Source organism: Microcystis panniformis FACHB-1757, assembly GCF_001264245.1.
Taxonomy (GTDB): Bacteria; Cyanobacteriota; Cyanobacteriia; order Cyanobacteriales; family Microcystaceae; genus Microcystis; species Microcystis panniformis.
The window spans coordinates 1,521,371-1,547,130 of the sequence record NZ_CP011339.1 but is presented as its reverse complement, the minus strand read 5'-3'; the positions used below and the strand labels follow the sequence as shown (position 1 = coordinate 1,547,130).

The following is a 25,760-nucleotide window of genomic DNA, read 5'->3' as shown; positions in this document are numbered from 1 at the left end:
AGTAAAAAGCCACCAGTAAAAAGTCAAAAAATGGTCAGGAGTAGAGGTCAACTAAAAATTTTACCCTACCAAGACTTTAAAAATCTAGGAGCGAGACAAAAAAGGCTATATACTAGGGAAAGCTATAGCAAAAAATATTGAGACAATGGAAGAAAATTGGCTAGAAATTGGGACAATAGTAGCACCCCAGGGACTGGAGGGAGAATTGCGAGTTTTATCGGTATCAGATTTTCCCGAACGTTTTCAGAAGCGAGGTATTAGGGGAATACAAGGGACTCAAGGGGGAGAAATCCGAGAAATTACTCTGCTCAGGGGACGTGAGCTACCGGGCAAAAATGTTTATATTATCAAGTTAGAGGGGGTTGAAAATCGGGAACAGGCCGAAGCTTTGCGCGGATATAAATTATGGGCGAATAAACTAGAAAAACCTCGCCTAAAAGCGGATGAATATCATGTTAGTGAGCTAGTAAACTTAGAAGTTTATCATCACCTGACAGGAGAAAAAATCGGGGTTGTAGTAGATATTTTGTGGGCGGGTAATGACATTTTAGCAGTGCAACTAGAAGCAAATCTAGCTTCCGTCAAGAAAAAAAGTCCATCCTCCGACTCAGAGGCCACGGCCCTGGTCCCCTTTGTCAAAGAAATTGTTCCACTGGTGGATCTGAAAGCGGCACGCATCGAGATTGCGCCACCACCGGGGTTATTAGAGATCAATTTATCCTAGTGGGACTTAAACGATCAACAAGAGTATAATAGAGTATAATCGTTATAGAATAAGCACTTTACGTTGAAAAATCGGCGATGAAAGAGACAACCCCAGCCGCGATGCCCCCATGCTTTGACCGATGGTGTCGGCGGTTTGACAATTGCTTCAAAAACGAAGCGCAAAAAAACGGCTTCAGACAATATTTAGGAGGATTATTAGGGGAAAGTGAGAGGAAAAACCTCCCTCAAATGGCCAATAATGCCGTCGGAGTAGTTTATAACCGATTACATCACTTTATTTTATCTTGGTGTTTTGTGCCTATACATTTATCCTGTGGCATAAGTTAACTGGGGGACTGCAAAGGCGGTGGACGAATCGACCTTTAAACACTTTTGTGGAAGCTTTGGAAGCTTTTCGGACAGCGATGTCTTTTCGTTTCTTTAGGTGGCTGACCGAGAATCAGGATGTGTTTGCCGCTTATCAAGCCAGTTTCGGCTTTGTTTGGGCTTAAAATTTGTTTAAGTCCCATTAGTCAAAAAGTTCTCACCCAACAACTAGAGTTAGATGGACTGATTCACCGAGAAGTTTATCCAGAAATTCCTCCTAAAGTTGAATATTCTTTAACCGCTTTCGGAGAAACCCTGAAACCGATTATTCTGGAAATGCACCAATTAGGAATTGAGAAAAATACCAGACTTTAAGGTTTTAAATTTCCTCCTCGAATAAACCAAGTAATTGTGGCACTGGTAAAAGCAGTGATAGCGACAATAGCTATTTGTTTCCAGTTTTTTAATTCCCCAACTTTCTCGATTAAATCGGGAATTTTTTGGGTTAATACTGCTTGGGATTGAATTGTTCCTTCAATTTTAGCCGTGATAATTTTGACTTCCGTGATTTCTTTGTGTAGGTTAACAAATTGCTGGTTATTTTCTTCTCTCAGGGTTTCTAGTTGTTGGCGATTATCTTCCTTTAGCGTATCAATTTGCTCACGGGTGTCTTCTCGCAGGGAACTTATTTGCTCGCGGTTTTCTTCCCGCAGGGAACTTATTTGCTCGCGGTTTTCTTCTCGCAGGGAACTTATTTGCTCACGGGTGTCTTCCCTCAGGGAACTTATTTGCTCACGGGTGTCTTCTCGCAGAGAAATCATTTGCTCACGGGTGTCTTCTCGCAGAGAAATCATTTGCTCGCGGTTTTCCTGTCGCATTGCCGAGAGTAAGTCTTTCAATTCCTGAATATCATTGCTGGTAACAGTAGTCATAGAATTAACCCTAAGAGAATCTATTTAACCGGCACTCTTTGATTTTATTATACTTCACCTACGCCAAAAAGGTCAAATTCATCAAATTTAATTACTTCCGAGTCAGGATAACGAGTATCAAAACGATAACTGCTCACGGTTCCTTTTTCTGTATCTAAAATGCTAAAAACCGTCAGATCATTACTGGCAATATAGGGTAAAGGTTGATTAACCCAATCCACTAGAGGAGCAATGTTTGGGATAATTGCTGGTAATCGATTGGGATTACCGACGCTCCCATAATTTCTATCGAGAGGTACAGGACGTTTTTTATCACCTAAATGAGCGCCATAACTATTACCAACGTTAGAAGATTCGAGAAAATTCATACCCTTAGGACTAAGAAAACGATTCCATAAATGGGAATGACCATAAAAAACCAAATTAACCTTGGCTGATTCTAATAAAGGAATTAGATCACGAATAATATAATCATTTTCTTGGGGATAATCATAACGTACCGATCTAACTTTTCCCGTGGCATCCCGTTTAATTGTCGGCACGGGATCGGTGTAGGGTGGCACGATATTTCCTCCTAGGGTATGGGGAGGATGATGAAACATAACTACTTTATATTTAGCCTCTTGAAATTCTCGACTATTTAATTCTTTTTCTAGCCATTGATATTGAGTACTGCCCTGAGCAATTGGCTCAAAAATATGCTGACCGTAACCCCAGAGATCTGACCTATCTAAATCTCTTTGATTTTCGTAATATCTTCCCTTTGTACTGGGTTCTAAATTGGGATTTCTCCAGATATTAGTAACATATAAAACCACTAAACGAATATCACCAAAGGTGAGAGAATAATATTTATTTTGAGGTAAAGAAAAAATTTCTTCGTAGGTTTCTGTGTTAAAAGCATGATTTTTTAACCAGGTTTCATTAATTGCTGCTGTATCCGCTGCTAGTTGTTTAGCAATAAATTCAGGAATAGCATCTTCAAACTGTTCATTTAAACCTGTGGAATTAGAAAATCTGCCCATAACTTCATGATTACCAATAGCAGAAAATAAGGGCGCATTTTGAATAATTTTCCCCCCTTTATAAATAGTCTGAATACCATTCTTTGTAAGAGTATAATTGGCACGACCTTGTAAACAGGGAAAGAATGCCCCACCGCGACTATCATCAAACCATTCGGAAGCTCGATCGGGTATATTAACTAAATCTCCTGCTAAAAAAACTGCATCTACTTGTCCAATAGTTTCGCTAACTTTTTGCAAATTAGCGGCAGTCATGGGCATTAATTGATGATCGGAAGTGAGCAAAATTTTGAGATTAGTTCCTTTTTTTGGTCTTGGGGTAAGGGTATAAATATCACTTCTAATCGCTGTATTTTCCTGAAAACTGGTGACTTGATAGGGAATCCTTTCCCCGGGATTTAAATCAGTAATTTCTGCCTGATGTCGCCAGATTTCTCGCTCGGTTAAAGATTGATAAGCTTCAAGGGTTCTCGATTGAGCATCTTCTCTAACTCTAGTTAATTTGCTAGTGCGAGCGGGGACCATTTTCTCTAGTTTTTCCCCGTAGCGGACTTGATGACGAGTGCCAAAAAATTCCGTAAACCAAACCACTTGTATTGATGTTTCGGTGGGTAATTGTAAAAAAGGTTCGCTTAAAAGTTGATTCTTGTTCATTGTCGCTAAAAGATAACTAATTATAATTAAAAAAAGCTGGGTTAATATAACAGCCAGCTTTTGAGATGCTCAAGTCAAAGAGGACTAACAAAACTGTTAACCCATATTAGGGTAATTTTAGTGACAGACTCCCGTGAAAGAATCACCACCATGCTTAACTTTAATGGTGCGAAGATTGTTTTCTAGGGTAAAACTAACCGGTGTTCCTGCTTGACTTTTTCCGCTAAAAGTATTTCTACCTTGGTAGGTAGTGACAGCTAATCCTACCGGCTGCATTTCCGGGGGAGTTGCGGCAGCAAAATTATCAATCGTTACGGTGTTATCGTGGCTCTTCGTTACCCTTTATGCTAAATCAACATACAAGATGCCAAGATAACATACTTCTAACCCAAAAATTCCGAAAGTTTCTCAAGCCATAGGCTCTCCGTTTTATTAGTTTAAGTTTATTGTTGATTCCCTCGACCACCCCATTCGTTGTCCTTCGCTCGAAATAACTAATGATTTCTCCAAACCAGTTTCGGATTGTTTGACAACTCTTGGTAAAAACACTGGAGGATTTTGCCAACCATTCTGAGATAGATAGCAGTCCTTCTGTCGGATTCTCTGAGGTTTCATAAATCTTTCTAAATTCTTCCTTTAACTCGTGCATCTTTTTCAAACTTGGTCAATTTTCTTTGATAGCTTCTAGTTTGATTTTTTGGGGTTCCGTTAAATCTTTTTCATTTTTTAACAAGCTATATTTACTTCGCTTTAAAACTTCTAGCTTCGCTTCTTTTTCCGCTTTCTGTTTTTTATTTTTCTGCGCTTCTACCGCTCTTTTTTCTGCTTTTCTCTGTTCGTCTAACTCTTGATTAATTTGTTTCATTACATGGAATCTATCGGCGACTACCTCGGCCGATGGCATCAATTCTTTCACCAAATTTTTATAGGGCAACCAAAGGTCTATGCTGACTTCTTCAATTTGCTCTAACACCTCTTTTCCCCACCCTGTAAGCGTTTCCCTCAATTCTTCTTGTGTTCGCTTCTCTAGAATAGCTATTAGTTTTCCCGTATCTAAATTTACTAAAACCGCACAGTAATTTTTTTGTCCTTTGACTAGAGCGATTTCGTCAATTCCTAGTCTTTTTAATTTCGATAGGTCTGTCTCTGTAATTTCTTCAGCTATGTCCTCTATCATTCTTTGAATCTCTTCTTCCGTTACGTCATTTCTTCGACTAACATTTAAAATATCTCCTTCTTTTAATTGTTCGAGTATATTCTCGGCTAGTCTTTTCGTATAGGTTCGTTTCTTGGCGACAAAATCTAACTCTTCGCTAAAGGGTTTCTGACAATTATCGCACTTAAATTGACGACGATTAACCTGTAGGTACACTGGTTGTCCTGAGATTGGTAAATCTTTGACTAAATGTCGATGATTTTGGTGGAGTTTATCGCTCTCTAACCCACAACGAGGACAGGTTGCTTTTTGATTTTTCGATTCGATTCGGCAAACTATACCGATATTTTCTAGGTGTAGATAGCCTTGAATACAGGTTCCTTTTAGGTTCAAAAATTTGTCAAGTATCATAAGTAAAATAATCTCGTTTTTGGCTATTATATCAAATCTTAACTCAATTGTCTATCTTTTGGTATTAACCTGTTTGTGCCTTAAGTCCTTCCCTGTATGGATTTCAGCTACTTTTGAGCGTAGGCGCTCTCATCGAATTTTATTTTAAGTTAATTATTTGCATAACAATTCCCGAAGAGCCGATATTGATAAGAATAGCAATCATAAAAAGCAAATCCCCAACATTTATCAAGCAATTATTTTTATTAGTAAATATTCTACACGACTCAGTCCAGATAAGCAAGATGGCTTACCACTACTACCGAATCACTACCAAGGGTGGTTCTCTCAGTCTCAGAAGAGAAGATTGGGCTGGTAGTTCTGCTTTAGATACAGCCATCTATCAAGGAAGTGACTTAATTGGAGTAGTTCAAGATAACACCAGTATTCAGTTAACCAGTTATTACTTTAACGGCTCTTCGGTTTGTGTTATGCAATGGACAGGGGTTATAAGGGATGGAACCCTTATATAGAAAGGCATTTAGCGATTTTTGTTAATTGTTTTTTGTCTAGAGCGAACTAATCAATTAAATCTCTTGCCAGATAAGGATTTAGTCGATTTATGCCCCCCTATCGAACCATACCAAGTAACGAAGAACCACTTTAACTTTGTTTAGTTATCTTGGTAGCGATGGGTTGACGTAGGGAAACCCTGATGTGGTTTATCTTTAAGAAAGCTGCAACAAAAAAAGGACACAAGGTAACTTGTGTCCTTCCCGAAGCTAAGAACTTAATTTTTATTTAGCGTCGGAGAATTCCGCATCGATGACATCATCGCCACCACCAGCACCACCAGAGGGGCCATTGTTATCATTGCCACCGGTGGGATTGCTAGGGGGCGCTTGCTGATACATACTGCTACCGATCGCGTAGAGGGCTTGTTGTAATTCCGGTAGGATGGTTTTGATCTTACTATCATCGTCTTGAGCGATCGCTTCTTTCAGGTCTTTAATCAACCCTTGGGCTTTATTTTTCTCGGATGGGGGAACCTTATCGCCTAACTCTTCCAACTGCTTCTCAGCTTGATAAACCAGGGAATCAGCTTGATTTTTGCGTTCAATGCGTTCGCGACGTTCCTTATCCACCGAGGCGTTCGATTCTGCCTCATTTACCATGCGTTCCACTTCATTTTGGGGCAAGGTAGAAGCGCCGGTGATGCTGATCGATTGTTCTTTTCCTGTACCTTTATCCTTAGCGGTGACATTGAGAATACCGTTAGCATCGATGTCGAAAACCACTTCGATTTGAGGCACACCACGAGGAGCGGGAGGGATGCCATCGAGTCGGAAAGTTCCCAAACTCTTGTTATCTTTGGCCATTTCCCGTTCCCCTTGCAGGACGTGGATTTCCACGTTAGTTTGTCCATCCACTGCCGTGGAGAAAACTTCCGATTTTTTGGTGGGAATAGTGGTGTTGCGGGGAATAATCCGCGTCATCACACCGCCGAGGGTTTCCACACCCAAAGACAAGGGCGAAACATCAAGCAGAAGAATATCTTTGACTTCACCGGCGAGAACACCACCTTGAATAGCGGCGCCGACGGCTACCACTTCATCGGGGTTAACGCTTTGGTTAGGATCTTTGCCCAGAACTTTTTTAACTAATTCCTGGACGGCGGGAATCCGGGTTGAACCACCGACGAGAACCACTTCATCGAGGGCAGATTTATCGATTTTGGCATCACGGATGGCGTTTTCGACGGGAATCCGACAGCGATCAATTAAATCGGCGCAAATTTCCTCAAATTTAGCTCTAGTTAAAGTGGTATCTAGGTGTTTTGGTCCTTCGGCGGTAGCGGTGATAAAGGGCAGGTTAATTTCCGCTTGGGTAACGCTAGAAAGCTCAATTTTGGCTTTTTCTGCCGCTTCCGTGAGACGTTGCAGGGCTTGTTTATCTTGACGGAGATCTATTCCTTCAACTTTTTTGAATTCTCCGGCTAGATAATCGACGATTTTTTTATCGAAGTCATCACCACCGAGATGAGTATCTCCAGAGGTAGCAAGAACTTCAAAGACACCATCACCCACTTCTAGAACCGATACGTCAAAGGTTCCCCCACCCAAGTCAAAAACGAGAATGGTTTCGTTAGCTTTTTTGTCTAATCCGTAGGCAAGAGAGGCGGCGGTGGGTTCGTTGATAATGCGGAGAACTTCAACCCCAGCAATTCTCCCGGCATCTTTGGTGGCTTGACGTTGGGAGTCATTAAAATAAGCGGGTACGGTGATGACTGCTTGGGTAACGGTTTCGCCGAGGTATTTACTGGCATCCTCCACCAGTTTCCGCAGTACCTGGGCGGAAATTTCTTCGGGGGAGAATTGTTTGCCCTGGGCGGGACAGTCTAATTTAACGTTGCCGTTGCCGTCCTGGAGAGTTTTGTAGGATACTTCTGTGGCTTCGTTGGTAACTTCGTTGAATTTCCGGCCGATGAAGCGTTTGACGGAATAAAAGGTATTTTGCGGGTTCATTACCGCTTGACGTTTGGCGATTTGTCCTACTAGGCGATCGCCACTTTTGGCGTAGGCGACGACTGAGGGCGTAGTTCTAAACCCTTCGGCGTTGGCGATAACGGTGGGTTTACCCCCTTCCATAACCGCGACGCAGGAGTTAGTCGTCCCTAAGTCAATTCCAACTACTTTTCCCATAATCTTTGTGCTGCTCCGATACAACTTATAGTGACTTCTAGAATCGGAACTGTACTCGGTTTTTAGGCGATACCCACCCCTATCAGTTCCTTTGTTATCTCTATAGTGCAAAATAACCCCGCTTTCTTGATAGTGTAGGTATCCGAACCTTTTTGGTAGTATTGCTAATGTCAGTTCGGGATCAAAGAGTTAGTGGTGAAGGAAAGGAGTCAGAAGTGAGACAAACTCTTAGTTCTTACCACTCCATGCTCGCTCTCCTTGGTTTCCCTGGAGTGGTGGTGGAAATCCCTCACTTCCTCTCTTTTAAGTAGAAAATATGAATCTCAGACATCAAGATCATTACCATAGTTCAGAAATTTACCGCACTTTACGGCTCTTCTCGACTTTGTGTGATAATTTTTGCTTATGGAATCGTGAAATGCTTATCGGGCAAGACTTTTAGGGCTATTTTGCGGAAGAAAGTATCAGTATAGACCTCGTTTCCACACAGAAACCAGAAGAGCCACTTTACTTTATTAATAACTGAAAGATCGTGCTATACTTTAGACGTTCATAATCTGAGATTTATTAAACTTCTGAAATCGTAGAGTCAGCAAGGAATCCAGTTCTTTTTTATGTTTCAAATGGGCATCATTCAAACATTCATAAATGGCTGAAGAAAAGTCAGAAAAGTTTTCATAATATTTACCATATAAACATTTCTTTTTGACCAATTTCCACAGCCTTTCAATTAAATTTAGATTAGGTGAATAAGACGGCAGATAGAGCAGTTCTATTGACAAAGAAAAAGCTAATTCTTCAACAATTTTACATTTTTGATAGCGGGCATTATCTAAGACTAGAGTGATGGGAATCATTAGTCCTAAAGCAGCTATTTTTGACCGGAGTTCACAGACTTGAGTTGCCGTAATATAAGTGTCATTCGTAACCAGAATAACTTCATGAGTTATTGCATTTAATGCTCCTAAAACATTGAAGCGTTTACGCCCGCTCGGTGACTTAACAAAAAGTCTCTCAAAACACCAAACAAAACCGAGAAATGCTCCCATGACGAAGTGAGCGGCATCAACAAAAAAAACAGCCCTTTTTCCTTCTTTAGCCTCATTTAGTCTGGGTTCTAGCTTTTTTTCTTTGTAGTCCTCTTGTTCATCTGGGTCAGCTTTAGAAGGAAGAGAACCTACTTTTAAACATTTCATTCCCATTGATTTTAAAAATTTTCTCACTTGGGTAGGACTTCGTTTTATTCCCGTCAATTCTTCTATCCTATATACAGCTTCATTTATTGTGGCTGGTGGATTTTTCTCGAAGTATTTTTTGAGGGTTTCTTTTTGAGACTCTAATTCACTTTTAGGGCGATAGAAGTTGATTTCTTTTAATTTTTCTATTCCGCCCTCTTGCTCATCTCGAAGATAGGTTAATAAGGTATTTGGCGAGATTCCTGCTAACTGACAAATTTTTTGGTGCGGTATCTTTTGGCTTTTTAACCAGAGAACTTCCATCTTCAGTTGAACCCGGGGATGGGGATGATGAAATCTTTCATAATACAGTGAGTTCTTTTCTTCTTCCGTGAATTCTAGGTTAATCATGTTTTTAATGAGTGCTTTGCTTCTAATTATGACTCTTAAACTATATTATTGTCCTTGAGTAAAAAATGCAAGTTGTAGCCGTGCAAAGTATAAGTAGGGAGGCACAATTATTTGTAGGATGGGTTAGCGGTAGCCTAACATGAGCGGGCGTTGGGTTTCATGCTTCAACCCAACCTACGTTCATCTTATATTTAATTCCACCCAATTAGGGGTCGAGAAGGTCGTCACCGACCTCCCCTCCCATTCAGAACCGTGCATGAGACTTTCACCTCACACGGCTCCTAGTTTGACTGTTCCCTTGTTAAGGATACAGCTTGACTTCCTTTGGTTAACCTTGTATTATCTAGTTTGACTTCTGATTTTGTCAAACCAGATGGATTTAGGCTTCCATCGGTTGCCGATTTATCATCGTGACAGTGGCGGTGTAGTAATTGAAGGTTTTTATATTCATCCTTTCCGCCTAGGCTGAGAGGATGAATGTGGTCAACTTCAATTAAATCCGATGGGGTAAAATACTGCCCACATCGGCTACACTTGCCTTGTTGCTTCTTAAGTAGTTTGGCTACTCTTGTCGGTGTGTCGATTGCTTGTCCTCGTCTGGTCGCCCAGTAAGTCCAATTTCCGTCGAATGGTGATGCGTCGGGGCGTACTAGGGTATGTCTGACAATTGGTGTCCAATTATGTTTCCATAGATAGAGACCGTCTTTGGTTTGAAATAGCCAAGATTCTTGTCTTTCTTTCCCATTGCTAAGTTTAACTGTACCCGGTTTAAAGTAGTTTCTCAGCTTTTCGTAGTCCGCTTTACCGCATCTTGATTCTGTCCATGCCCTTAACATTGACCAGATTGTGTAGTCTAGTTTATTGAAGGTATCTGTGGATACTACTCCTGAGTAGTAGTTAGCCCAACCTCTAATAATTGGGTTTAAGTGACTAATCAAGGCTGATTGAGGTGCTGTCTTGTGTTTTTTGATTACACCTTTAATCGCTTCTGTGTGGGCTTTAACTGCTTTTTGGCTAGGTTTAATATGTGTTAGAAATGTTTTGGGTATTCCTTTATTTATTTTCCCTGCTTTATATTTTCCTGCTGGGTATTGCCTAATATTGAATCCTAGAAAATCAAAGCCGGGTTCCTCCGTTTTCCCATTGTATTCAATGGGGTTAAGTGTATGACACACTCTGGTTTTTTCTGGTTTGAGTTCTAATCCTATCGGCTTTAACCATTCAGAAATAGCAGTTTGGCACTGTTCAATGATTTTGAGTGATGGGGAAATTACTACAAAATCATCGGCGTATCTTATTAAAACAGCTTGATTTCTTTTATCACTCTTTTTGGGGAATAGTGTTTCAATCAATCTTGCCATTCCATCCAGTGCGATGTTGGCAAGTAGTGGACTTATTACCCCTCCTTGAGGTGTCCCTGTTTCTGTTTCTTCAAATACGCCGTTGTCCAATACTCCTGCTTTAAGCCATTGTTTAATATCTCTTTTCAAGGAACTTGGACAATGAATTTTGGACAGTAAAAGGTCGTGATTAATTCGGTCAAAACATTTGGCAATATCAGCATCTAATACAAAGTAATTACCTTTATTGATGGTTGAGAATATCCTTGATATTGCGTCCTGGGCTGACCTTCCCGGTCGGAAACCATAGCTGGTTCCTTCCATTCTTGACTCCCATTCTGGTTCAAGAGCCGATTTAATCAACGCTTGTCTAGCTCTGTCTTTGATAGTTGGTATTCCTAATGGACGTTTTTCATCCCTGCCGGGTTTAGGAATCCATACCCTTCTTAACGGTTTTGCTTTCAGTGTTCCTTTGATTTCTTCGGTTAGATTTAGCCTTTGTTCTGGGGATACTGCTATCATTCCATCGACTCCTGCTGTTTTCTTTCCTTGATTGTCTTGGGTTACTTTGCGTACTGCTAATAGACGAGCGTAGTATGATTTCACTAATAGACGTTGCAACTTTCTAACCTTTGCACCCTGTCCCGATTTAGCCGCTTGGTATATCCTCTTTTGGAGCTTGAAAACATATCTTTGGATTTTACCCCAGTTGATAGTTTTCCATACATTCGTAGTCTTAGTGGTTTTCGGTTTCCCGAACCCTTTACCTTCTCTCGATTTCGTCATATAGACTCCTACTAGACTCTATCCTTACAATCAAACCGTAACCTGTTAGCATATCTTGACTGTTACCGTCAAGCGTTGGCTTTTGGTTACATCTCACACCCTTGAAGGCTTGCGCTTACACTTATTACTACTGAGTATTTCGACCGATACTCAGAGCCTAAAAGGGTTTATCACGTTCCGTTTATATGGGCATTCCATCTTTAGATTTGTCCTATCCACCGGGGTACTTTTAAAGGTCTGTGTGAGTGAGAGTAAGATTTCCTCACTATTCCCCTTATTCTTTTGAACGCAGTGTGTCAACCTATTTCACTGCTTATTAATTACGATGGTTCAGGTCAGACATTCGGCTCACGCCTAATCATGGATGGTTGGCAGTGGTCTCGATTCTGGTGTTAGGTAACACCTCGGAGCCTTCCGTTCCCCGCTTCAGTCCCAGAATTGTGATTTCTGAATCTGGGGGTGGCTATCGCCGTTACTCTCACCTTGTAAAGATTTATTACAAGTGTATTGACCTTGAGTTCCCTTGCCTAGTTTGGTATCGGATGATACTAAACGTCGGGACATATAAACAGTTATAAGGTTGGTCTGTGTTGACCTCTTAGATTCAGTCGGGGGACTGAAGACCTTACTAGGCGGTTATTTCAGGCATTTCAGCCCTATTTCATGCCTAAACGTTTCGCACCCTACTTATTAATATAAGATTATGTAATCATGAGTAAAAACAATTGTTCCTGTGCGTATTCCATTTATTTCTTGAATATAAGTATCGGTGTCATATCGTTTAAATCTGCTATCTTGAAAACTGTTAATTAACCCAGGAAAATCCTCTAATTCAGAGGCACTAATTAATCTATTTCCGTAAAGAAGATCACCAGAAAAAACCCTAAAGGTAGAAGAACGGGTTTCCTCGGAAAATAAACTGCTACAGTTAGGTTGTAAATAGATGTAGATGTAGGCCAAACGCATATCTACAGAAGGCACAAATTCTAAGCCCAAATCAAAATAGCATAGAGTAGGTGGATTAAAAACAGATAAAATAGATTCCCGATAATTATCAGGCTTTCCAAAACTTCTCAACTGAATAAGATGACTACCAGTATTGACTCCCCCTCCTCTTAAATTGTTAAGAGAACATTGTTGAAAGTCAAGAAAGGTTTTAGTTATCGTTCTTTGCCAACTATTAATAATGACTAGAGAATTTCCCCAATACCTATACTGTTCTGGTCGGCGATCGATCTCGATACCAATAGGATCATCCGATTGACGGGGTTCTACCATGCGATAATAGTAAGTGTAGTTGCTAAATTTTACTCTTCGCGGCCCTGGAAGATCATTAACAAAGTTTTTCGCATCTACTTGCTGGCCAAATTCACAAACACTTTGATAATCTTTTATAGTAAACATTGGTAAAAGAATATCTGGTGGCGGCAGTTTGATTTCATCATCAGACCAACGACCTGTAAAAATCCAGGCGGCTGCCCGCTCAGAAACTACCCAAGCAAGACCTCTATATACAGGAATATTGTCAATACTCATTGTTAATAAATAAATCTGATCATTTATTTTGTAACAATTATCCCCAAAACTCTCAAGGATTGTGGCATCGATCTCAGCTAAAGGTTTGCCAAATGGAAGTGCGAGTAAATCAGTAAGATTGCTCATCATTGAATTTTTTGACTAAGTTACTGTTTCTGTTATACGCTATTTAGATGCTGAACAGCTTACTGTTTACCGATCACAGCAAAAAAGCTCCCCAATGCCTGCTCTTTCTGGGAACTTGTTGATAACACGAATGTAGTATATAATGTAATATAGGTAATAAGCTGTACTGCATTTAAACTGCGTCTTGACAATTTTAGTACAAATGCTCAGAACTCTGGTGCAGTCTGAACGAGTAATTTAGATAGTCAACAGCTTATCCTCTGTGTTAAAACACGATCACTGATAACAATTTATCTAATTCATCGCAGAATCTAAATTGCCTTATTGTCTTGGTTACATCGGCTTTTGACCTGATTATTTCCTAAAAACTATGGCTTACGAAACTCTGGATATTTCCACACCGACACCGATTTTATCTTGGGCGGGGCATGAATTAGGACCCCAAGAAACCCAAATGGCCAAAAATGTTGCTTCCCTACCTTTTGTTTATAAACACATTTCTTTAATGCCCGATGTTCACTTGGGTAAAGGTGCTTTAGTCGGTTCGGTGATTGCCACCAAAGATGCCGTAATTCCTGCCGCCGTCGGAGTCGATATCGGTTGCGGCATGGCTGCCCTAAAAATGCCTTTCACCGGTGAACAATTGCAGGGAAAACTTAAAAAAATTCGCCTCGATGTGGAGGCGAATATTCCCGTCGGTTTTGCGGAAAATAAAGAAGTGGATCGGGAAGTAACTAAATGGCCAAAATGGGCGGAATTTAAACAGATTCATCGAGGCGTACAAAACCTAGAGAAAAAAGCCCTTAAACAAATGGGTTCCCTGGGAGGTGGTAATCACTTTATCGAAATTTGTTTAGATACAGACAATCAAGTTTGGTTAATGCTGCATTCCGGTTCTAGGGGTATTGGTAATCAACTAGCCCAATGTCATATTAATACCGCCAAAGAGTTAGCCAAACTAGCAGAATGTAAATTACCTGACCTCGATCTGGCCTACTTTGTTGCCGGTACAGAAGAATTTACTGCCTACTGGCATGACCTACAATGGGCCCAGGAATATGCTCGTTATAATCGAGAAATTATGATGGCTAGATTTAAGCGCATTGTTGAAAAACATCTAGCGGGAGGCAAACCAACTAAACCCCTCTTAGTAGTTAATTGTCATCACAATTACGCCGAACAAGAAATTCATTTTGGGGAGGAGGTTTATGTCACCCGCAAAGGAGCCGTCCGCGCTAGAGAAACCGATTATGGTATTATCCCAGGCTCCATGGGAGCGCAATCTTATATTGTTAAAGGCAAAGGAGAACATAATAGCTTCTGCTCCTGTTCCCACGGGGCCGGGCGCTTGATGTCGAGAAATCTGGCTAAAAAAACCTTTACTCTTGATGATTTAATCGCCCAAACCCAAGGGGTTGAATGCCGCAAAGATGAGGGCGTTATTGATGAGATTCCGGGGGCCTATAAACCGATCCAACAGGTGATGAATCAACAGGCGGATCTAGTGGAAATTGTCGCCACTCTCAAGCAGGTGATGTGTGTCAAAGGTTAACAAATCATTGCAACAGCGATCGATTTTTGCCGTTTTTCTCTAGCATGAAAAAGATAGGAATCGATCGAGGATTATAAGCGATGAGTCTGACTATTGCTGCCCAATTAGCACAAATTCCCGCCCATCATCTCAATATCATGGGCTATGTGGATGAATCCGCCGTTAACGGTCCCGGTTGTCGGGCCGTGGTCTGGGTACAGGGTTGTTCTCGCGAGTGTCGAGGTTGTTTTAATCAAGCTTCCTGGTCCTTCGAGATCAATCAATTAATTACTGTTGAGTCTCTAGCTGCCAAAATTTTGGCTAATCCCCGCAATAGCGGCCTAACTTTCTCCGGGGGTGAACCTTTTTGGCAAGCAAAAGCCTTGACAGAATTGGCTAAATATGTTAAGGAAAAAGGCTTAAATGTGATGTCCTTCACGGGATTTACGATCGAACAATTGCGCTCAACCGAAGCACCGCCCCACTCTCAAGAATTATTGGCCCAGTTAGATATTTTGGTAGATGGGGCCTATGTGGAATCCCTGGCTATTCATTCTCCCGATTCTCCCGTTTCTTCTAGCAATCAACGGATTCATCTCCTCAATCCCGCTCTGCAAGATCAGATTAATTGGGCATCGGATCAAGTAGAAATTCATATTCTCAAAGACGGAACCCGAATTTTTACGGGATTGTGGGGACAGATTATTTCTTGATTGGGCCCAGAATCAGTGAGCGGTCTGGGAATTTAGGATCACAGATCCCCTAACATCAATTCCTCGACTAAATCAAAATTAGCCGTTACCGATTGCACATCATCGAGGGATTCTAGGGTGTCGATTAACTTCAATAAAAAACGGGCCTGCTCTCGATCGCTTACTTCTAGGGTATTAGTGGGAATCCAGCGTAATTCTGCTTCTTTGACCTTAAATCCCGCTGCTTGCAGAACCTTATTCAATCTCTCCAGGTTAGACACCTCAGTAAAAACTTCTGCTCCTTGACCTTCCTCCTCACTGTCAAAAAACTCGTAGGATTGGGCCTGGCCCTCTAGGGAAGCTTCTAAAAGCTTATCCTCATCAATAGTTCCCTCAAGGCGAATTACCCCCTTATGGTCAAACATCCAGCCCACACAGCCCGTTTCACCTAAATTACCGCCATTTTTGCTAAAAGCCGCCCGCAGATCCGCAGCCGTGCGATTGCGATTATCGGTCAGTGCTTCGATCAGGATCGCCACACCCCCGGGACCATAACCCTCGTAGCGAATTTCCTCAAAAGCTGAGTCATTTTCCCAAGTTCCCGCCCCTTTAGCGATCGCTCTTTCGATATTGTCATTGGGAATACCGGCCGCCTTGGCTTTTTCGATCGCCGTGCGTAGCTGAAAATTGCCCGCCGGATCGGGAACACCGTTACGGGTAGCCACGATAATGGCCCGGGATAACTGGGTGAAAGTTTGCCCTTTTTTGGCATCAACCCGGGCTTTTTGTCGTTTAATATTTGCCCATTTACTATGACCAGCCATATCTATCTAAGATATCCAACATCAAAAATCTAGCAGATCGATCGCTCTTGGTAAATCTGGGGATAATTGTCAACGAGTGCCGGGTAATGATAATAAATCCTGTTGAGAAACTATAGAGGGGCGGCCAGTTCGAGCATTTGTACTAAAATTCCCGATATGCGGTTTAAATCCAGTACAGCTTATTATAGAAAAGGTTGATTGATCAGGTGGCAATATGGCGCAATTTTCTCGTAAAACTCTACTAACCTTGTTTGCTAGTATATTAGTATTATTATTCTCCTTGGCTCCGGCCCAAGCGCTAAGTTATAATAACCGCAATTTGACCAATAATGACTTTGCAGGGCAGGATTTGCGCGATTCCACCTTCGATCACTCTAATCTGCGCGGTAGCAACTTCAGTCATGCCAATCTAGAAGGAGTACGCTTTTTTTCTGCCAACTTGGAGGGGGCCGACTTTAGCGATGCCAATATGAGAAACGTGGATTTAGAATCGGCCCGTTTAACCAGAGCCAACTTTACCAATGCTGTTCTCGAAGGAGCTTTCGCCACTAACATTTTAATCAAAGGTGCAATTATCGACGGGGCCGATTTTACCGATGCAATTATTCGCTCCGATGTGGAAAAATATCTTTGTGAGATAGCCAAAGGAACTAACCCCATAACTGGCAGAAATACCCGCGATACCCTGTTTTGTCCCTGATATCTAACTATTCTGCTCCTAATACCCCTGCCATAGCCGATCGAATCTAGAGCCAGATCGGCCATAATTGCTGTAAGCTAGTATTCGATTTTTTAATAAAACCTTTAGAATAGACTTTCAAGCCAGTTCGATCAATCAGTCCCCTCTTGGAAAAAGGAAATTGTAACCATCGTGTCCACCAGTACCCTCGGCAATCAAGACAAAGAGCAGAAACCTAGTAGTGACTCGGATAGCTTTTTCCAAGGAGTCTCCAGAGTCGCAGGGGGGACTGTTCTCGGCCTGTTGATGGTATCCACGGCCGTGGTGACGGGGGCTGTGGTAGGATTGGCGATTAGTTACCGCAATCTACCCGATGTGAGGATTTTACGGGGTTACGTTCCCACGGAAACCAGTTATATCTATGATGTTAAAGGCAGACCCCTGACCAGCTTACACGGGGAAGCGCATCGGGAAGTGGTGGAACTCGATCAAATCTCTCCCAATCTGAAACGTGCAGTGATGGCGATCGAAGATAGCCATTTTTATCACCATCGTGGTATTAATCCTAATAGTATCGGCCGGGCAGTAGTCGCTAACTGGAAAAGTGGCGGTGTGGTGGAAGGTGCATCTACTATCACCATGCAGTTAGTCAAAAATATTTTTCTCTCCCATCAGCGCACCGTTAGCCGTAAATTAGCCGAGGCGGTCCTGGCAGTACGAGTGGAACAGGTTTTTAGCAAAAATGACATTCTGGAAATGTACCTCAATAATATCTATTGGGGTCATAATAATTACGGAGTGCAAACCGCCGCTAAAAGTTATTTTAATAAACCCGCTGCCCAGTTAAATTTAGCAGAATCGGCGATGATGGCCGGTTTAATCCAAGCGCCGGAAGTTTATAGTCCTTTTAATAATTATAAAACCGCCAAGGAAAGACAGGCACTGGTTCTCAGTCGGATGCGTACTTTAGGTTGGATTACCCCCGCACAGGAAGAGGCCGCTTTAAAGGAACCTCTGAAACTGGGTAAACCCACCGCTTGGCAAGAAAGTAAATTACCCTACGTTACCGATGCAGTGGTGGCAGAATTGCGGCAAAAATTTGGCAAGGAAACCCTAACGAAAGGGGGAATGCGGATTCAAACCACGATTGATCTCGACTTTCAAAATATGGCCGAGTCCACCATCCAACGGGCCTATAATAGCTTGCGTGGTCGCGGTATTCGCACCAAAGACCTACAAATTTCTCTAGTTGCGGTGGATCCCCGCACCCATTTCGTCAAAGCGCTCGTCGGTGGCGTTGATTACAATAAAAGTCAATTAAACCGCGCTATTCAATCCCGTCGTCAACCGGGGTCAGCTTTTAAACCTTTCGTTTATTATACTGCCTTCGCTAGTGGTCGTTTTACCCCCGAAACGGTGGTTAATGATGCTCCCATCCGTTTTCGCGAGGCCGGCGGCTTCTATAGCCCAAAAAACTACGGTGGCGGCTTTTCTGGTCCGGTTTCCCTGCGTAGCGCTCTGATGCAGTCTCTGAATATTCCCGCAGTTGTTCTCGGTCGTCGTGTCGGGATCAATAAAGTCATTGAAGTCTGTCGTCTGCTGGGTTTCGAGAGTCCTTTAATTGCCGTCACCTCTTTACCTTTGGGTTCCGTGGATGTTACCCCTCTGGAAATGGCGGGGGCCTACGCTACTTTTGCCAGTAATGGCTGGCATTCTAAGCCTACCTTTATCATGCGTGTTACCGATAGCCGCGGTAACGTCATGCTCGATAATACACCCAAACCGAAGCTAGTTTTAGACCCCTGGGCCACCGCTTCTCTCAATTCTGTCCTACAGGGAGTTATTCAAGGGGGAACAGCCACTTCGGCCCAAATCGGTCGTCCGGCAGCGGGAAAAACCGGTACTACCGATAACGAGAAAAATGTCTGGTTTGTCGGTTATGTTCCCCAATTAGCCACCGCAGTGTGGATTGGAGATGACCGAAACCGCACTTTAGGTAAAGGTATCACCGGCGGTGGTTTTGCTGCTCCCATTTGGCGCGATTTCATGGCACAAGCTCTGAAAAATGAACGGGTAGAATATTTTCCTTCTCCCTCGAAATTCCGCAAACCAACAGTTAAGTAGATGGTTAATCTAATTGGTTTGATCGTAATTTATCGATCGAGTAAAGGTGGCTAGGTTAAAAATGAAACCCACGCTTTGAGCCTTCAGGTTTCCTACGATTAATAGGTAAGTTACCATGAGTACCATCCAAGTTCAAATTCCCGACTCATTACAGAAAAGTTTAGATGATCTAGCGGCTCGTGATGGAATTTCGATCGATCAATTTATCTCTACTGCGATCGCTGAGAAACTTTCAGCGTTGATGACAGAAAATTACCTAATAGAAAGGTCCAAAAAGGGAAGTCGAGAAAAGTATCAGGTAATCTTAACAAAAGTTCCCGATGTTGAGCCAGAAGCATATTACCAGTCAAATATGCCTGAATCGTCGGTAAGCAACCCAGATAAACTTCATTTATAATGAAGTCACAAAAAAAACCTTTGCTTGAACCGATGACGACTTCCTTGACTGAGAGTCTCACCCTTGAAGATTTCCTCAAATTGCCATATTTGGAGGATTCTCCAGCATGGGAATACTTGCATGGAGTCGCAATTCAGAAACCCATGCCTAAGACTCGACACTCTATCCTGCAAAAACGTCTTTTAGCTGAGGTTGACAGCCATACTGTTGATTATACAGCCTTACCTGAGTTGCGATGTACCTTCGGCGGGCGTTCGATCGTTCCTGATGTGGCGGTAATTGCATGGAATCGAATTAACCTGAATCAAGCAGGTGAACCAGAGGACGACTTTACCGAAGCACCTGATTGGACTATCGAAATTCTTTCACCGGATCAAAAGGTAAACCGTGTAATTGACAACATTCTACACTGTTTAAAACATGGCAGTAAATTAGGATGGATGCTTGATCCAGATGATTATTCTGTTTTAATGTTTACTCCCCAACAAGAGCCAGAAGTTTGCAGAGGGGATCACCAACTTAAGGTAATTGCAGGGGTTGAGTTGACACTGACTCCACAACAAATCTTTGCATGGCTAAAAGTTGGTCAAGCTAGACAAAGTAAGTAAAAGTCGGGGGAGAAGCACGAGGACTAACTTGGTCGTTAGACGGAATTCAATTCTTTTAAGGTTAAGTAAGTGGTTATAATTAAATTGAAGATAGATTTTGTCTTTGATCCCCCCTGCCTCTTTGATAAGGGTGGTATATGATAATTTTTAACACCTACCTACTTATGACGTTGAAAGAAGTTTTTAAGCAGCGATTTGAAGAGCTAGAGGAGCAAGCATCCCAATTGGAATCTTCTAAAAAAGTTCTCCGAACAGAGATAATTGGCGGCACCAATGAAGTCATCGATAGCTACTTACTTTTAAGCTGGAAGGTAAAAGTAAAAAACTTATTGTCTAAAGTTTGTGGTGAAGATTCTCAGCACTTCAAACAATTTGAGCGGGAAGAAAAGAACAGGTATTATTCAACTTATGGGAGATTTAAGGCATTTAAAGCGGTATTTTTGGCAGCAAAAGAAGATTTTGAGGGTGGTTATCTCTCGTCTATTAAAACACTGGTTCAAGCCGAAGTTTTTGATTCTGAGCTTGAACAAGCAAATGAGCTTTTTTCTAGTGGTTATCATACCGCTGCGGCTGTGATTGCAGGAGTTGTGTTAGAGACGGCATTGCGAGAGTTATGTGATAGAAGTGGGATTCCGCATGGGAAGTTAGATAAAATGAATTCCGAATTGGCAAAAGCTGGTGTATATAACAAATTGAATCAGAAGCGAATAACAGCGATCGCAGATATTCGTAATAGCGCTGCCCATGGAAAACAGAATGAATTTACAGTTCAAGATGTTTCTGACATGATTAAAGATGTTGGCCGATTTCTTGCCGACTACCTTGTAGATTAGCTTGTCTAACAAGTGGGATAGGAAATTATCGGCATTGGGATTTTTCCCTATTGAATTATCACTGAACTGCTCCAACAGGCGATCGCTCAAAACGTCTGAACGTCCTCCCTACCCCGCTACGCACTCAGGGACTCATGGGGGTTTGTTGAAGACGGCTGTTGGCCAGGATCCCTTATAATGGGGAAGTCGGAATGTTTTTTCTTCCTATGCCAGTAAGCGCTGAAGCTCTTAAGCAAGACTTGGATCGACTGACTGATAATCAGCTTCAGCAAGTGGCTGATTTTATTGCCTTCTTAAAGTTTCGCAGTCAGCGTCATCAGGCTGTTCTCGATCCAATGCAACTGGCCGATCTGTTTGCAGAGTTTGCTGATCAAGATCGCGCCTTTGCTGAAGAAGGTATGAATGACTATGCAGTAATACTCCATCAAGAAGATCAATGATGACTAATCCTCTGAAACGGGGTGAAGTCTGGCTAGCCGACCTCAATCCAACTCAAGGTTCTGAACAAGCGGGCATTCGTCCCGTCATCATTTTCCAGAATGACCTTGTTTCCCAGTTCTCAACTACGATCATTGCTATTCCGCTCACCACCAACCAACGTCGCGCTGCTTTGCCTATATGCTTACTGATAGAACAAGGTAATGGTGGACTCGGCCAAGATTCTGTTGCCCTATGTTTTCAGATGAGAGTGCTGGATAAAACTCGTTTGATCCGCACACTGGGACAACTGAGTCCCGAAATAATTGCCCAATTGGAAGAAGTGGTTTTGCTAACCTTAGGATACGAGTCATAAGTGTGGAATTAAATGGAATTCTTATGGGTATAGGCTACATATCAGGACAGGCACTCATGCAAGGGGCAAAAGGGGGAATAGATAATCAGTCTTTAATAAACGGATTTAGTATAAAATGTCAAAAATTAAAAGTCCCTTGCGTTATCCCGGGGGGAAATCCCGGGCAATTAAGCAAATTCTGCCGCAAATTCCTGTGAATATTAGGGAATATCGAGAACCTTTTTTTGGTGGTGGTTCTGTGTTTTTTGCTGTTAAGCAACTCTTTGGACAACAAATAAAAACCTATTGGATTAATGACTTAAATTATGATTTATATTGTTTCTGGCAATGCGCTCAAGAAAATATTGATTTATTGGTAGCAAAAATAACAGAAATTAAACAAAAATATGATACTGGACGAGAATTATTTCAAGATTTGACAAGGGAAGATTTAAAGTTAACCGACTTTGAGAAAGCGGTGCGTTTTTTTATCTTAAATCGGATTACTTTTTCGGGAACAGTGGATTCGGGGGGTATTCCCAAGCAGCTTTTACCAGTAGATTTACTGATTCATCAATTGCCAGATTAACTCAAATTGCGCCGTTATTAGCATCAGTAAAAATTACTAACCAAGACTACGAAGAATTATTATTTGCTGAGGGAAAAGAAGTTTTTATCTTTCTCGATCCCCCCTACTATAGTGCCACAAAATCCCGTTTGTACGGTGTAAGAGGTAATTTACATACCAGCTTCGATCATCAACGTTTTGCCGATAATATGCGTCAATGTCAGGCTAAATGGTTAATTACCTACGATGATTGTCCAGAGATACGAAAACTCTTTGATTTTGCCCATATTATCGAGTGGAATCTTCAGTATGGCATGAATAATTATAAACAAGGAGCGGCGGCATCTGGTAGGGAATTAATGATCAAAAATTATTACTGAAAGAGACGATAGAAAATACTGTCCGTTTTCCCTCAATTTTGTCCCTCAATGACTTGTTGTACTTGTTCAATTTCTAAGTCTAAAGCTTGGGCAATTTGTTCAGCACTTAATCCTAAGGCTGATAAACGGGGTATAGAGGTTAATTTAGCGGATAATTCTCCTTCCTCTAAAATATCTTGATAAGTAGTCATGCAAAATTAATTACCTGCCCGATCGAGCTAAAACCCTTACGGGGCAATGATCGTCATGTGTAAATAATTTTGCCTAGGTACTTAGATGACGGATTCTCTCAGAATGTCACTCCGAAGGATTTTTTTAATCGTCTCTCGATTGTAATTGCTCGATCGCGTCGGGGGATAAATCGGTAAATCGGGCGATTTCTGGGATAGAAAAACCAGCAGATAGCATTTTTAGGGCAATTTGTCGAGCTTTTTCTTCTTTACCCGCTTGCAAGCCTTTTTGTAGTCCCTTTTCCTCGCCTTCCTCTCTGCCTTCCTCTAAAATATCTTGATAGATGACGGATTCTCTCATAATGTCACTCCGAAGGATTTTTTTAATCGTCTCTCGATTTAATACTAACCCGGCGAGAATACTGGTAGCGGCAGCGAGATTGCTTTGCACCTGTTTTTGGGAAATAGTTTCTAAAGAACGGGACACCAGACTTAACACCTGTTCGGGGTCATCGGTATTGCTGAGGACGGCAAAGGGTAATAAACCGGGATGATGGAAAAATTGCGGTGTATTTTCTTCCCAAAGACGGATGACTTGGAAGGAATGAAAGGTTTCCCCCAGACGGAAAGTATTTTCTTGCACTAGGGGAGAATCACTGCGTCGCAGATAAATTACCACTTGACGCATTGGTTTTTGGGGATGACGACGATAGATGCGAAGGCGATAATCGAGCATTCGGAAAGGAATTTTGGAGTCGGGGTCGGTTTGAAATTCGGTATGGAGAAAGCGTTTTGTCTTTGTAATTGCTCGATCGCGTCGGGGGATAAATCAGTAAATCGAGCGATTTCTGGGATAGAAAAGCCAGCAGATAGCATTTTTAAGGCAATTTGTCGAGCTTTTTCTTCTTTACCCGCTTGCAATCCTTCTTGCAATCCTTCTTGTCGTCCTTTTTGTAGTCCCTTTTCCTCGCCTTCCTCTCTGCCTTCCTCTAAAATATCTTGATAGATGACGGATTCTCTCATAATGTCACTCCGAAGGATTTTTTTAATCGTCTCTCGATTTAATACTAACCCGGCGAGAATACTGGTGGCGGCAGCGAGATTGCTTTGCACCTGTTTTTGGGGGATAGTGTCTAAAGAACGGGACACCAGACTTAACACCTGTTCGGGATCATCGGTATTGCTGAGGACGGCAAAGGGTAATAAACCGGGATGATGGAAAAATTGCGGTGTATTTTCTTCCCAAAGACGGATGACTTGGAAGGAATGAAAGGTTTCCCCCAGACGGAAAGTATTTTCTTGCACTAGGGGAGAATCACTGCGTCGCAGATAAATTACCACTTGACGCATTGGTTTTTGGGGATGACGACGATAGATGCGAAGGCGATAATCGAGCATTCGGAAAGGAATTTTGGAGTCGGGGTCGGTTTGAAATTCGGTATGGAGAATTAGTTGCTCTGACTGCAAAAAAATCAGAGAATCGGCACGAATGGGGTCTAATTGTAATTCCGTCGGGTCGAGGACGGTTAAGGAGAGGGGAGAACCCAATAACCAAGTGGCTAGATCATCGGAGAAGTTTTCGGCAATAAATTTACAAATATTATCAAACATCGTCAGGGATTACTTTCCGTTTCTCCTAGGATCCCCTCGGTCGCCGGTGTTGACATCCTGTATTTGTCGTAACTGTTGCCGAGGAGAATCGTAGCGCAGAATACATTATCGGCAAAATTCAATTCTACTCATGGACTAAATTCTATGGATATCGGCAAATTCGTCACATCTTCCCAGAAATTTCTTGACAATTGCTAGAGGAAAGGGTACATTAGGAGCAGATTTTCTGAAGTTTTATGTCCCTATCTAAAGTTATCAATCATGGGGGGCGGGAGAAGCGTAGCTTATCAAAGGCTCTGCTGAAATCCTTTTCCCTAGTCACGGCCACTGCGATCGGATGTATTAGTGTCGCCACCGGTGCCACTGCGGCCAGTTTTTCCTTCGCTTTCGGTAGCGAAGGTTCGGGGAACGGTCAGTTCATGCTCCCCCGTGGTATCGCCGCCGGTAGAGGTGGTAATATCTATGTAGCCGATACGGATAACAATCGGGTACAGGTATTCGACTCTAGTGGTGTCTTCCAGTCCGCTTTCGGTAGCCAAGGTTCGGGGAACGGTCAGTTCCGAAGCCCCTACGGTATCGCTGTCGGTAGAAGTGGTAATATCTATGTAGCCGATACGGATAACAATCGGGTACAGGTATTCAACTCTAGTGGTGTCTTCCAGTCCGCTTTCGGTAGCCAAGGTTCGGGGAACGGTCAGTTCCAAGGCTCCTACGGTATCGCTGTCGGTAGCAGTGGTAATATCTATGTAGCCGATGCGGGCAACTTTCGCATACAGGTATTCAACTCCAGTGGTGTCTTCCAGTCCGCTTTCGGTAGCTTCGGTACGGGGAACGGTCAGTTCCAAGGCCCCTACGGTATCGCTGTCGGTAGCAGTGGTAATATCTATGTAGCCGATACGTTCAACAATCGCGTACAGGTATTCAACTCCACTGGTGTCTTCCAGTTCGCTTTCGGTAGCCAAGGTTCGGGGAACGGTGAGTTCAGTATGCCCCAAGGTATCGCTGTCGATAGCAGCGGTAATATCTATGTAACCGATACGCTCAACGATCGCGTACAGGTATTCAACCCCAGTGGTGTCTTCCAGTCCACTTTCGGTAGCTTCGGTACGGGGAACGGTGAGTTCAGTATGCCCCAAGGTATCGCTCTCGGTAGCCGTGGTAATATCTATGTAGCCGATACGGTCAACAATCGCGTACAGGTATTCAGAACGCCCGAACCTTCTAGTATTATCGGATTAGGCATACTAGGGGGCGGTTTAGTGGTGCGTCGCCTCGCTAAACGTGGTTAATCGGTGTGGAGTGGGGA

General features: G+C 42.4%; 23 protein-coding genes and 4 pseudogenes. 15 read left to right on the top strand and 12 right to left on the bottom strand.

The window, feature by feature from the left end:
- Positions 1-145 precede the first annotated feature (145 nt).
- The 3 genes and pseudogenes from rimM to VL20_RS07550 all read left to right on the top strand — a co-directional run bounded on the left by rimM (position 146) and on the right by VL20_RS07550 (position 1,407).
- Complete coding sequence (rimM, locus tag VL20_RS07555) at positions 146-724, top strand: ribosome maturation factor RimM (protein ID WP_052276112.1); 579 nt, start codon at positions 146-148, stop codon at positions 722-724.
- A 77-nt stretch (positions 725-801) separates the two neighbouring features.
- Positions 802-1,217 (top strand): annotated as a pseudogene (locus VL20_RS27650) (hypothetical protein).
- Positions 1,204-1,407 (top strand): winged helix-turn-helix transcriptional regulator, encoded by a 204-nt coding sequence (locus VL20_RS07550; RefSeq protein ID WP_283160172.1) that lies wholly within the window; start codon positions 1,204-1,206, stop codon positions 1,405-1,407. Before VL20_RS27650 ends, VL20_RS07550 begins: the two are co-directional and overlap by 14 nt.
- Here the strand turns inward: VL20_RS07550 and VL20_RS32365 are convergent.
- From VL20_RS32365 to VL20_RS07530, 4 genes and pseudogenes are all read right to left on the bottom strand, one after another.
- Positions 1,404-1,964: a hypothetical protein gene (locus VL20_RS32365; RefSeq protein ID WP_249264843.1), complete on the bottom strand. Its 561-nt coding sequence runs from the start codon at positions 1,962-1,964 to the stop codon at positions 1,404-1,406. The genes VL20_RS07550 and VL20_RS32365 overlap by 4 nt on opposite strands.
- Positions 1,965-2,011: 47 nt before the next feature.
- Positions 2,012-3,643 carry a purple acid phosphatase family protein gene (locus VL20_RS07540; RefSeq protein ID WP_052276110.1) on the bottom strand — a complete coding sequence of 544 codons (1,632 nt, stop codon included), beginning with the start codon at positions 3,641-3,643 and terminating at the stop codon, positions 2,012-2,014.
- 117 nt (positions 3,644-3,760) lie between these two features.
- A complete protein-coding gene (locus VL20_RS07535; protein ID WP_284526037.1) occupies positions 3,761-3,919 on the bottom strand; it encodes a hypothetical protein in 159 nt (52 codons plus the stop codon).
- A gap of 76 nt (positions 3,920-3,995) precedes the next feature.
- Positions 3,996-5,210: pseudogene (locus VL20_RS07530) on the bottom strand (ISL3 family transposase).
- A gap of 284 nt (positions 5,211-5,494) precedes the next feature.
- Here VL20_RS07530 and VL20_RS07525 point away from each other — a divergent pair.
- Complete coding sequence (locus VL20_RS07525) at positions 5,495-5,722, top strand: hypothetical protein (RefSeq protein ID WP_052276109.1); 228 nt, start codon at positions 5,495-5,497, stop codon at positions 5,720-5,722.
- 264 nt (positions 5,723-5,986) lie between these two features.
- On the opposite strand, the gene dnaK is transcribed toward VL20_RS07525, so the two are convergent.
- From dnaK to VL20_RS07505, 4 genes are all read right to left on the bottom strand, one after another.
- A complete protein-coding gene (dnaK, locus tag VL20_RS07520; protein ID WP_052276108.1) occupies positions 5,987-7,891 on the bottom strand; it encodes a molecular chaperone DnaK in 1,905 nt (634 codons plus the stop codon).
- A 542-nt stretch (positions 7,892-8,433) separates the two neighbouring features.
- On the bottom strand, positions 8,434-9,477 hold the full coding sequence (locus tag VL20_RS07515; protein WP_128575163.1) for an IS630 family transposase: 1,044 nt from the start codon (positions 9,475-9,477) through the stop codon (positions 8,434-8,436).
- A gap of 281 nt (positions 9,478-9,758) precedes the next feature.
- On the bottom strand, positions 9,759-11,603 hold the full coding sequence (gene ltrA / locus VL20_RS07510; RefSeq protein ID WP_052276107.1) for a group II intron reverse transcriptase/maturase: 1,845 nt from the start codon (positions 11,601-11,603) through the stop codon (positions 9,759-9,761).
- A gap of 690 nt (positions 11,604-12,293) precedes the next feature.
- Positions 12,294-13,139: a hypothetical protein gene (locus tag VL20_RS07505; RefSeq protein ID WP_128575162.1), complete on the bottom strand. Its 846-nt coding sequence runs from the start codon at positions 13,137-13,139 to the stop codon at positions 12,294-12,296.
- 496 nt (positions 13,140-13,635) lie between these two features.
- Between VL20_RS07505 and VL20_RS07500 the strand changes: the two genes are divergently transcribed.
- Both VL20_RS07500 and VL20_RS07495 read left to right on the top strand, forming a co-directional pair.
- Positions 13,636-14,817, top strand: a complete 1,182-nt coding sequence (locus VL20_RS07500) for an RtcB family protein (protein ID WP_052276105.1) — start codon at positions 13,636-13,638, stop codon at positions 14,815-14,817.
- A gap of 80 nt (positions 14,818-14,897) precedes the next feature.
- Complete coding sequence (locus VL20_RS07495) at positions 14,898-15,509, top strand: 4Fe-4S single cluster domain-containing protein (RefSeq protein ID WP_052276104.1); 612 nt, start codon at positions 14,898-14,900, stop codon at positions 15,507-15,509.
- Between the two features lie 38 nt (positions 15,510-15,547).
- On the opposite strand, the gene VL20_RS07490 is transcribed toward VL20_RS07495, so the two are convergent.
- Positions 15,548-16,312, bottom strand: a complete 765-nt coding sequence (locus VL20_RS07490; protein WP_052276103.1) for a YebC/PmpR family DNA-binding transcriptional regulator — start codon at positions 16,310-16,312, stop codon at positions 15,548-15,550.
- 214 nt (positions 16,313-16,526) lie between these two features.
- Between VL20_RS07490 and VL20_RS07485 the strand changes: the two genes are divergently transcribed.
- From VL20_RS07485 to VL20_RS07450, 8 genes and pseudogenes are all read left to right on the top strand, one after another.
- Complete coding sequence (locus VL20_RS07485) at positions 16,527-17,012, top strand: pentapeptide repeat-containing protein (protein ID WP_052276102.1); 486 nt, start codon at positions 16,527-16,529, stop codon at positions 17,010-17,012.
- Between the two features lie 171 nt (positions 17,013-17,183).
- Entirely contained in the window at positions 17,184-19,115 is a 1,932-nt protein-coding gene (locus tag VL20_RS07480) for a transglycosylase domain-containing protein (RefSeq protein WP_052276101.1), read from the top strand.
- Between the two features lie 115 nt (positions 19,116-19,230).
- On the top strand, positions 19,231-19,512 hold the full coding sequence (locus tag VL20_RS07475; protein ID WP_052276100.1) for a CopG family transcriptional regulator: 282 nt from the start codon (positions 19,231-19,233) through the stop codon (positions 19,510-19,512).
- Positions 19,513-19,544: 32 nt separating this feature from the next.
- Positions 19,545-20,120, top strand: coding sequence for a Uma2 family endonuclease (locus VL20_RS07470; protein ID WP_052278403.1), 576 nt, complete (start codon positions 19,545-19,547; stop codon positions 20,118-20,120).
- Positions 20,121-20,284: 164 nt separating this feature from the next.
- Positions 20,285-20,953 carry a DUF4145 domain-containing protein gene (locus VL20_RS07465; RefSeq protein WP_052278402.1) on the top strand — a complete coding sequence of 223 codons (669 nt, stop codon included), beginning with the start codon at positions 20,285-20,287 and terminating at the stop codon, positions 20,951-20,953.
- A gap of 191 nt (positions 20,954-21,144) precedes the next feature.
- Positions 21,145-21,393: a hypothetical protein gene (locus VL20_RS07460; RefSeq protein ID WP_008202603.1), complete on the top strand. Its 249-nt coding sequence runs from the start codon at positions 21,145-21,147 to the stop codon at positions 21,391-21,393.
- Positions 21,390-21,746, top strand: coding sequence for a type II toxin-antitoxin system PemK/MazF family toxin (locus VL20_RS07455; protein ID WP_002760242.1), 357 nt, complete (start codon positions 21,390-21,392; stop codon positions 21,744-21,746). The genes VL20_RS07460 and VL20_RS07455 overlap by 4 nt, the downstream gene beginning before the upstream one ends.
- A 115-nt stretch (positions 21,747-21,861) precedes the next feature.
- Positions 21,862-22,673 (top strand): annotated as a pseudogene (locus VL20_RS07450) (DNA adenine methylase).
- A gap of 32 nt (positions 22,674-22,705) precedes the next feature.
- Here VL20_RS07450 and VL20_RS27635 read toward each other — a convergent pair.
- The 3 genes and pseudogenes from VL20_RS27635 to VL20_RS07440 all read right to left on the bottom strand — a co-directional run bounded on the left by VL20_RS27635 (position 22,706) and on the right by VL20_RS07440 (position 24,454).
- Positions 22,706-22,864, bottom strand: coding sequence for a hypothetical protein (locus VL20_RS27635; RefSeq protein WP_284526201.1), 159 nt, complete (start codon positions 22,862-22,864; stop codon positions 22,706-22,708).
- A 124-nt stretch (positions 22,865-22,988) separates the two neighbouring features.
- Positions 22,989-23,627, bottom strand: a pseudogene (locus VL20_RS07445) (Rpn family recombination-promoting nuclease/putative transposase); the annotation flags it as partial.
- Positions 23,516-24,454: an Rpn family recombination-promoting nuclease/putative transposase gene (locus tag VL20_RS07440; RefSeq protein ID WP_284526034.1), complete on the bottom strand. Its 939-nt coding sequence runs from the start codon at positions 24,452-24,454 to the stop codon at positions 23,516-23,518. The pseudogene VL20_RS07445 and the gene VL20_RS07440, both read right to left, overlap by 112 nt.
- Before the next feature lie 236 nt (positions 24,455-24,690).
- On the opposite strand from VL20_RS07440, the gene VL20_RS07435 reads away from it, so the two are divergent.
- Complete coding sequence (locus tag VL20_RS07435; protein WP_052276099.1) at positions 24,691-25,743, top strand: 6-bladed beta-propeller; 1,053 nt, start codon at positions 24,691-24,693, stop codon at positions 25,741-25,743.
- Positions 25,744-25,760: the final 17 nt, after the last annotated feature.

Coding starts and splice junctions, on each gene's coding strand:
- rimM (WP_052276112.1), top strand. CDS start 146: ATGGAAGAAAATTGGCTAGAAATTGGGACAATAGTAGCACCCCAGGGA.
- VL20_RS32365 (WP_249264843.1), bottom strand. CDS start 1,964: ATGACTACTGTTACCAGCAATGATATTCAGGAATTGAAAGACTTACTC.
- VL20_RS07540 (WP_052276110.1), bottom strand. CDS start 3,643: ATGAACAAGAATCAACTTTTAAGCGAACCTTTTTTACAATTACCCACC.
- VL20_RS07535 (WP_284526037.1), bottom strand. CDS start 3,919: ATGCAGCCGGTAGGATTAGCTGTCACTACCTACCAAGGTAGAAATACT.
- VL20_RS07525 (WP_052276109.1), top strand. CDS start 5,495: ATGGCTTACCACTACTACCGAATCACTACCAAGGGTGGTTCTCTCAGT.
- dnaK (WP_052276108.1), bottom strand. CDS start 7,891: ATGGGAAAAGTAGTTGGAATTGACTTAGGGACGACTAACTCCTGCGTC.
- VL20_RS07515 (WP_128575163.1), bottom strand. CDS start 9,477: ATGATTAACCTAGAATTCACGGAAGAAGAAAAGAACTCACTGTATTAT.
- ltrA (WP_052276107.1), bottom strand. CDS start 11,603: ATGACGAAATCGAGAGAAGGTAAAGGGTTCGGGAAACCGAAAACCACT.
- VL20_RS07505 (WP_128575162.1), bottom strand. CDS start 13,139: ATGAGTATTGACAATATTCCTGTATATAGAGGTCTTGCTTGGGTAGTT.
- VL20_RS07500 (WP_052276105.1), top strand. CDS start 13,636: ATGGCTTACGAAACTCTGGATATTTCCACACCGACACCGATTTTATCT.
- VL20_RS07495 (WP_052276104.1), top strand. CDS start 14,898: ATGAGTCTGACTATTGCTGCCCAATTAGCACAAATTCCCGCCCATCAT.
- VL20_RS07490 (WP_052276103.1), bottom strand. CDS start 16,312: ATGGCTGGTCATAGTAAATGGGCAAATATTAAACGACAAAAAGCCCGG.
- VL20_RS07485 (WP_052276102.1), top strand. CDS start 16,527: ATGGCGCAATTTTCTCGTAAAACTCTACTAACCTTGTTTGCTAGTATA.
- VL20_RS07475 (WP_052276100.1), top strand. CDS start 19,231: ATGAGTACCATCCAAGTTCAAATTCCCGACTCATTACAGAAAAGTTTA.
- VL20_RS07470 (WP_052278403.1), top strand. CDS start 19,545: ATGACGACTTCCTTGACTGAGAGTCTCACCCTTGAAGATTTCCTCAAA.
- VL20_RS07465 (WP_052278402.1), top strand. CDS start 20,285: ATGACGTTGAAAGAAGTTTTTAAGCAGCGATTTGAAGAGCTAGAGGAG.
- VL20_RS07460 (WP_008202603.1), top strand. CDS start 21,145: ATGTTTTTTCTTCCTATGCCAGTAAGCGCTGAAGCTCTTAAGCAAGAC.
- VL20_RS07455 (WP_002760242.1), top strand. CDS start 21,390: ATGATGACTAATCCTCTGAAACGGGGTGAAGTCTGGCTAGCCGACCTC.
- VL20_RS27635 (WP_284526201.1), bottom strand. CDS start 22,864: ATGACTACTTATCAAGATATTTTAGAGGAAGGAGAATTATCCGCTAAA.
- VL20_RS07440 (WP_284526034.1), bottom strand. CDS start 24,454: ATGTTTGATAATATTTGTAAATTTATTGCCGAAAACTTCTCCGATGAT.
- VL20_RS07435 (WP_052276099.1), top strand. CDS start 24,691: ATGTCCCTATCTAAAGTTATCAATCATGGGGGGCGGGAGAAGCGTAGC.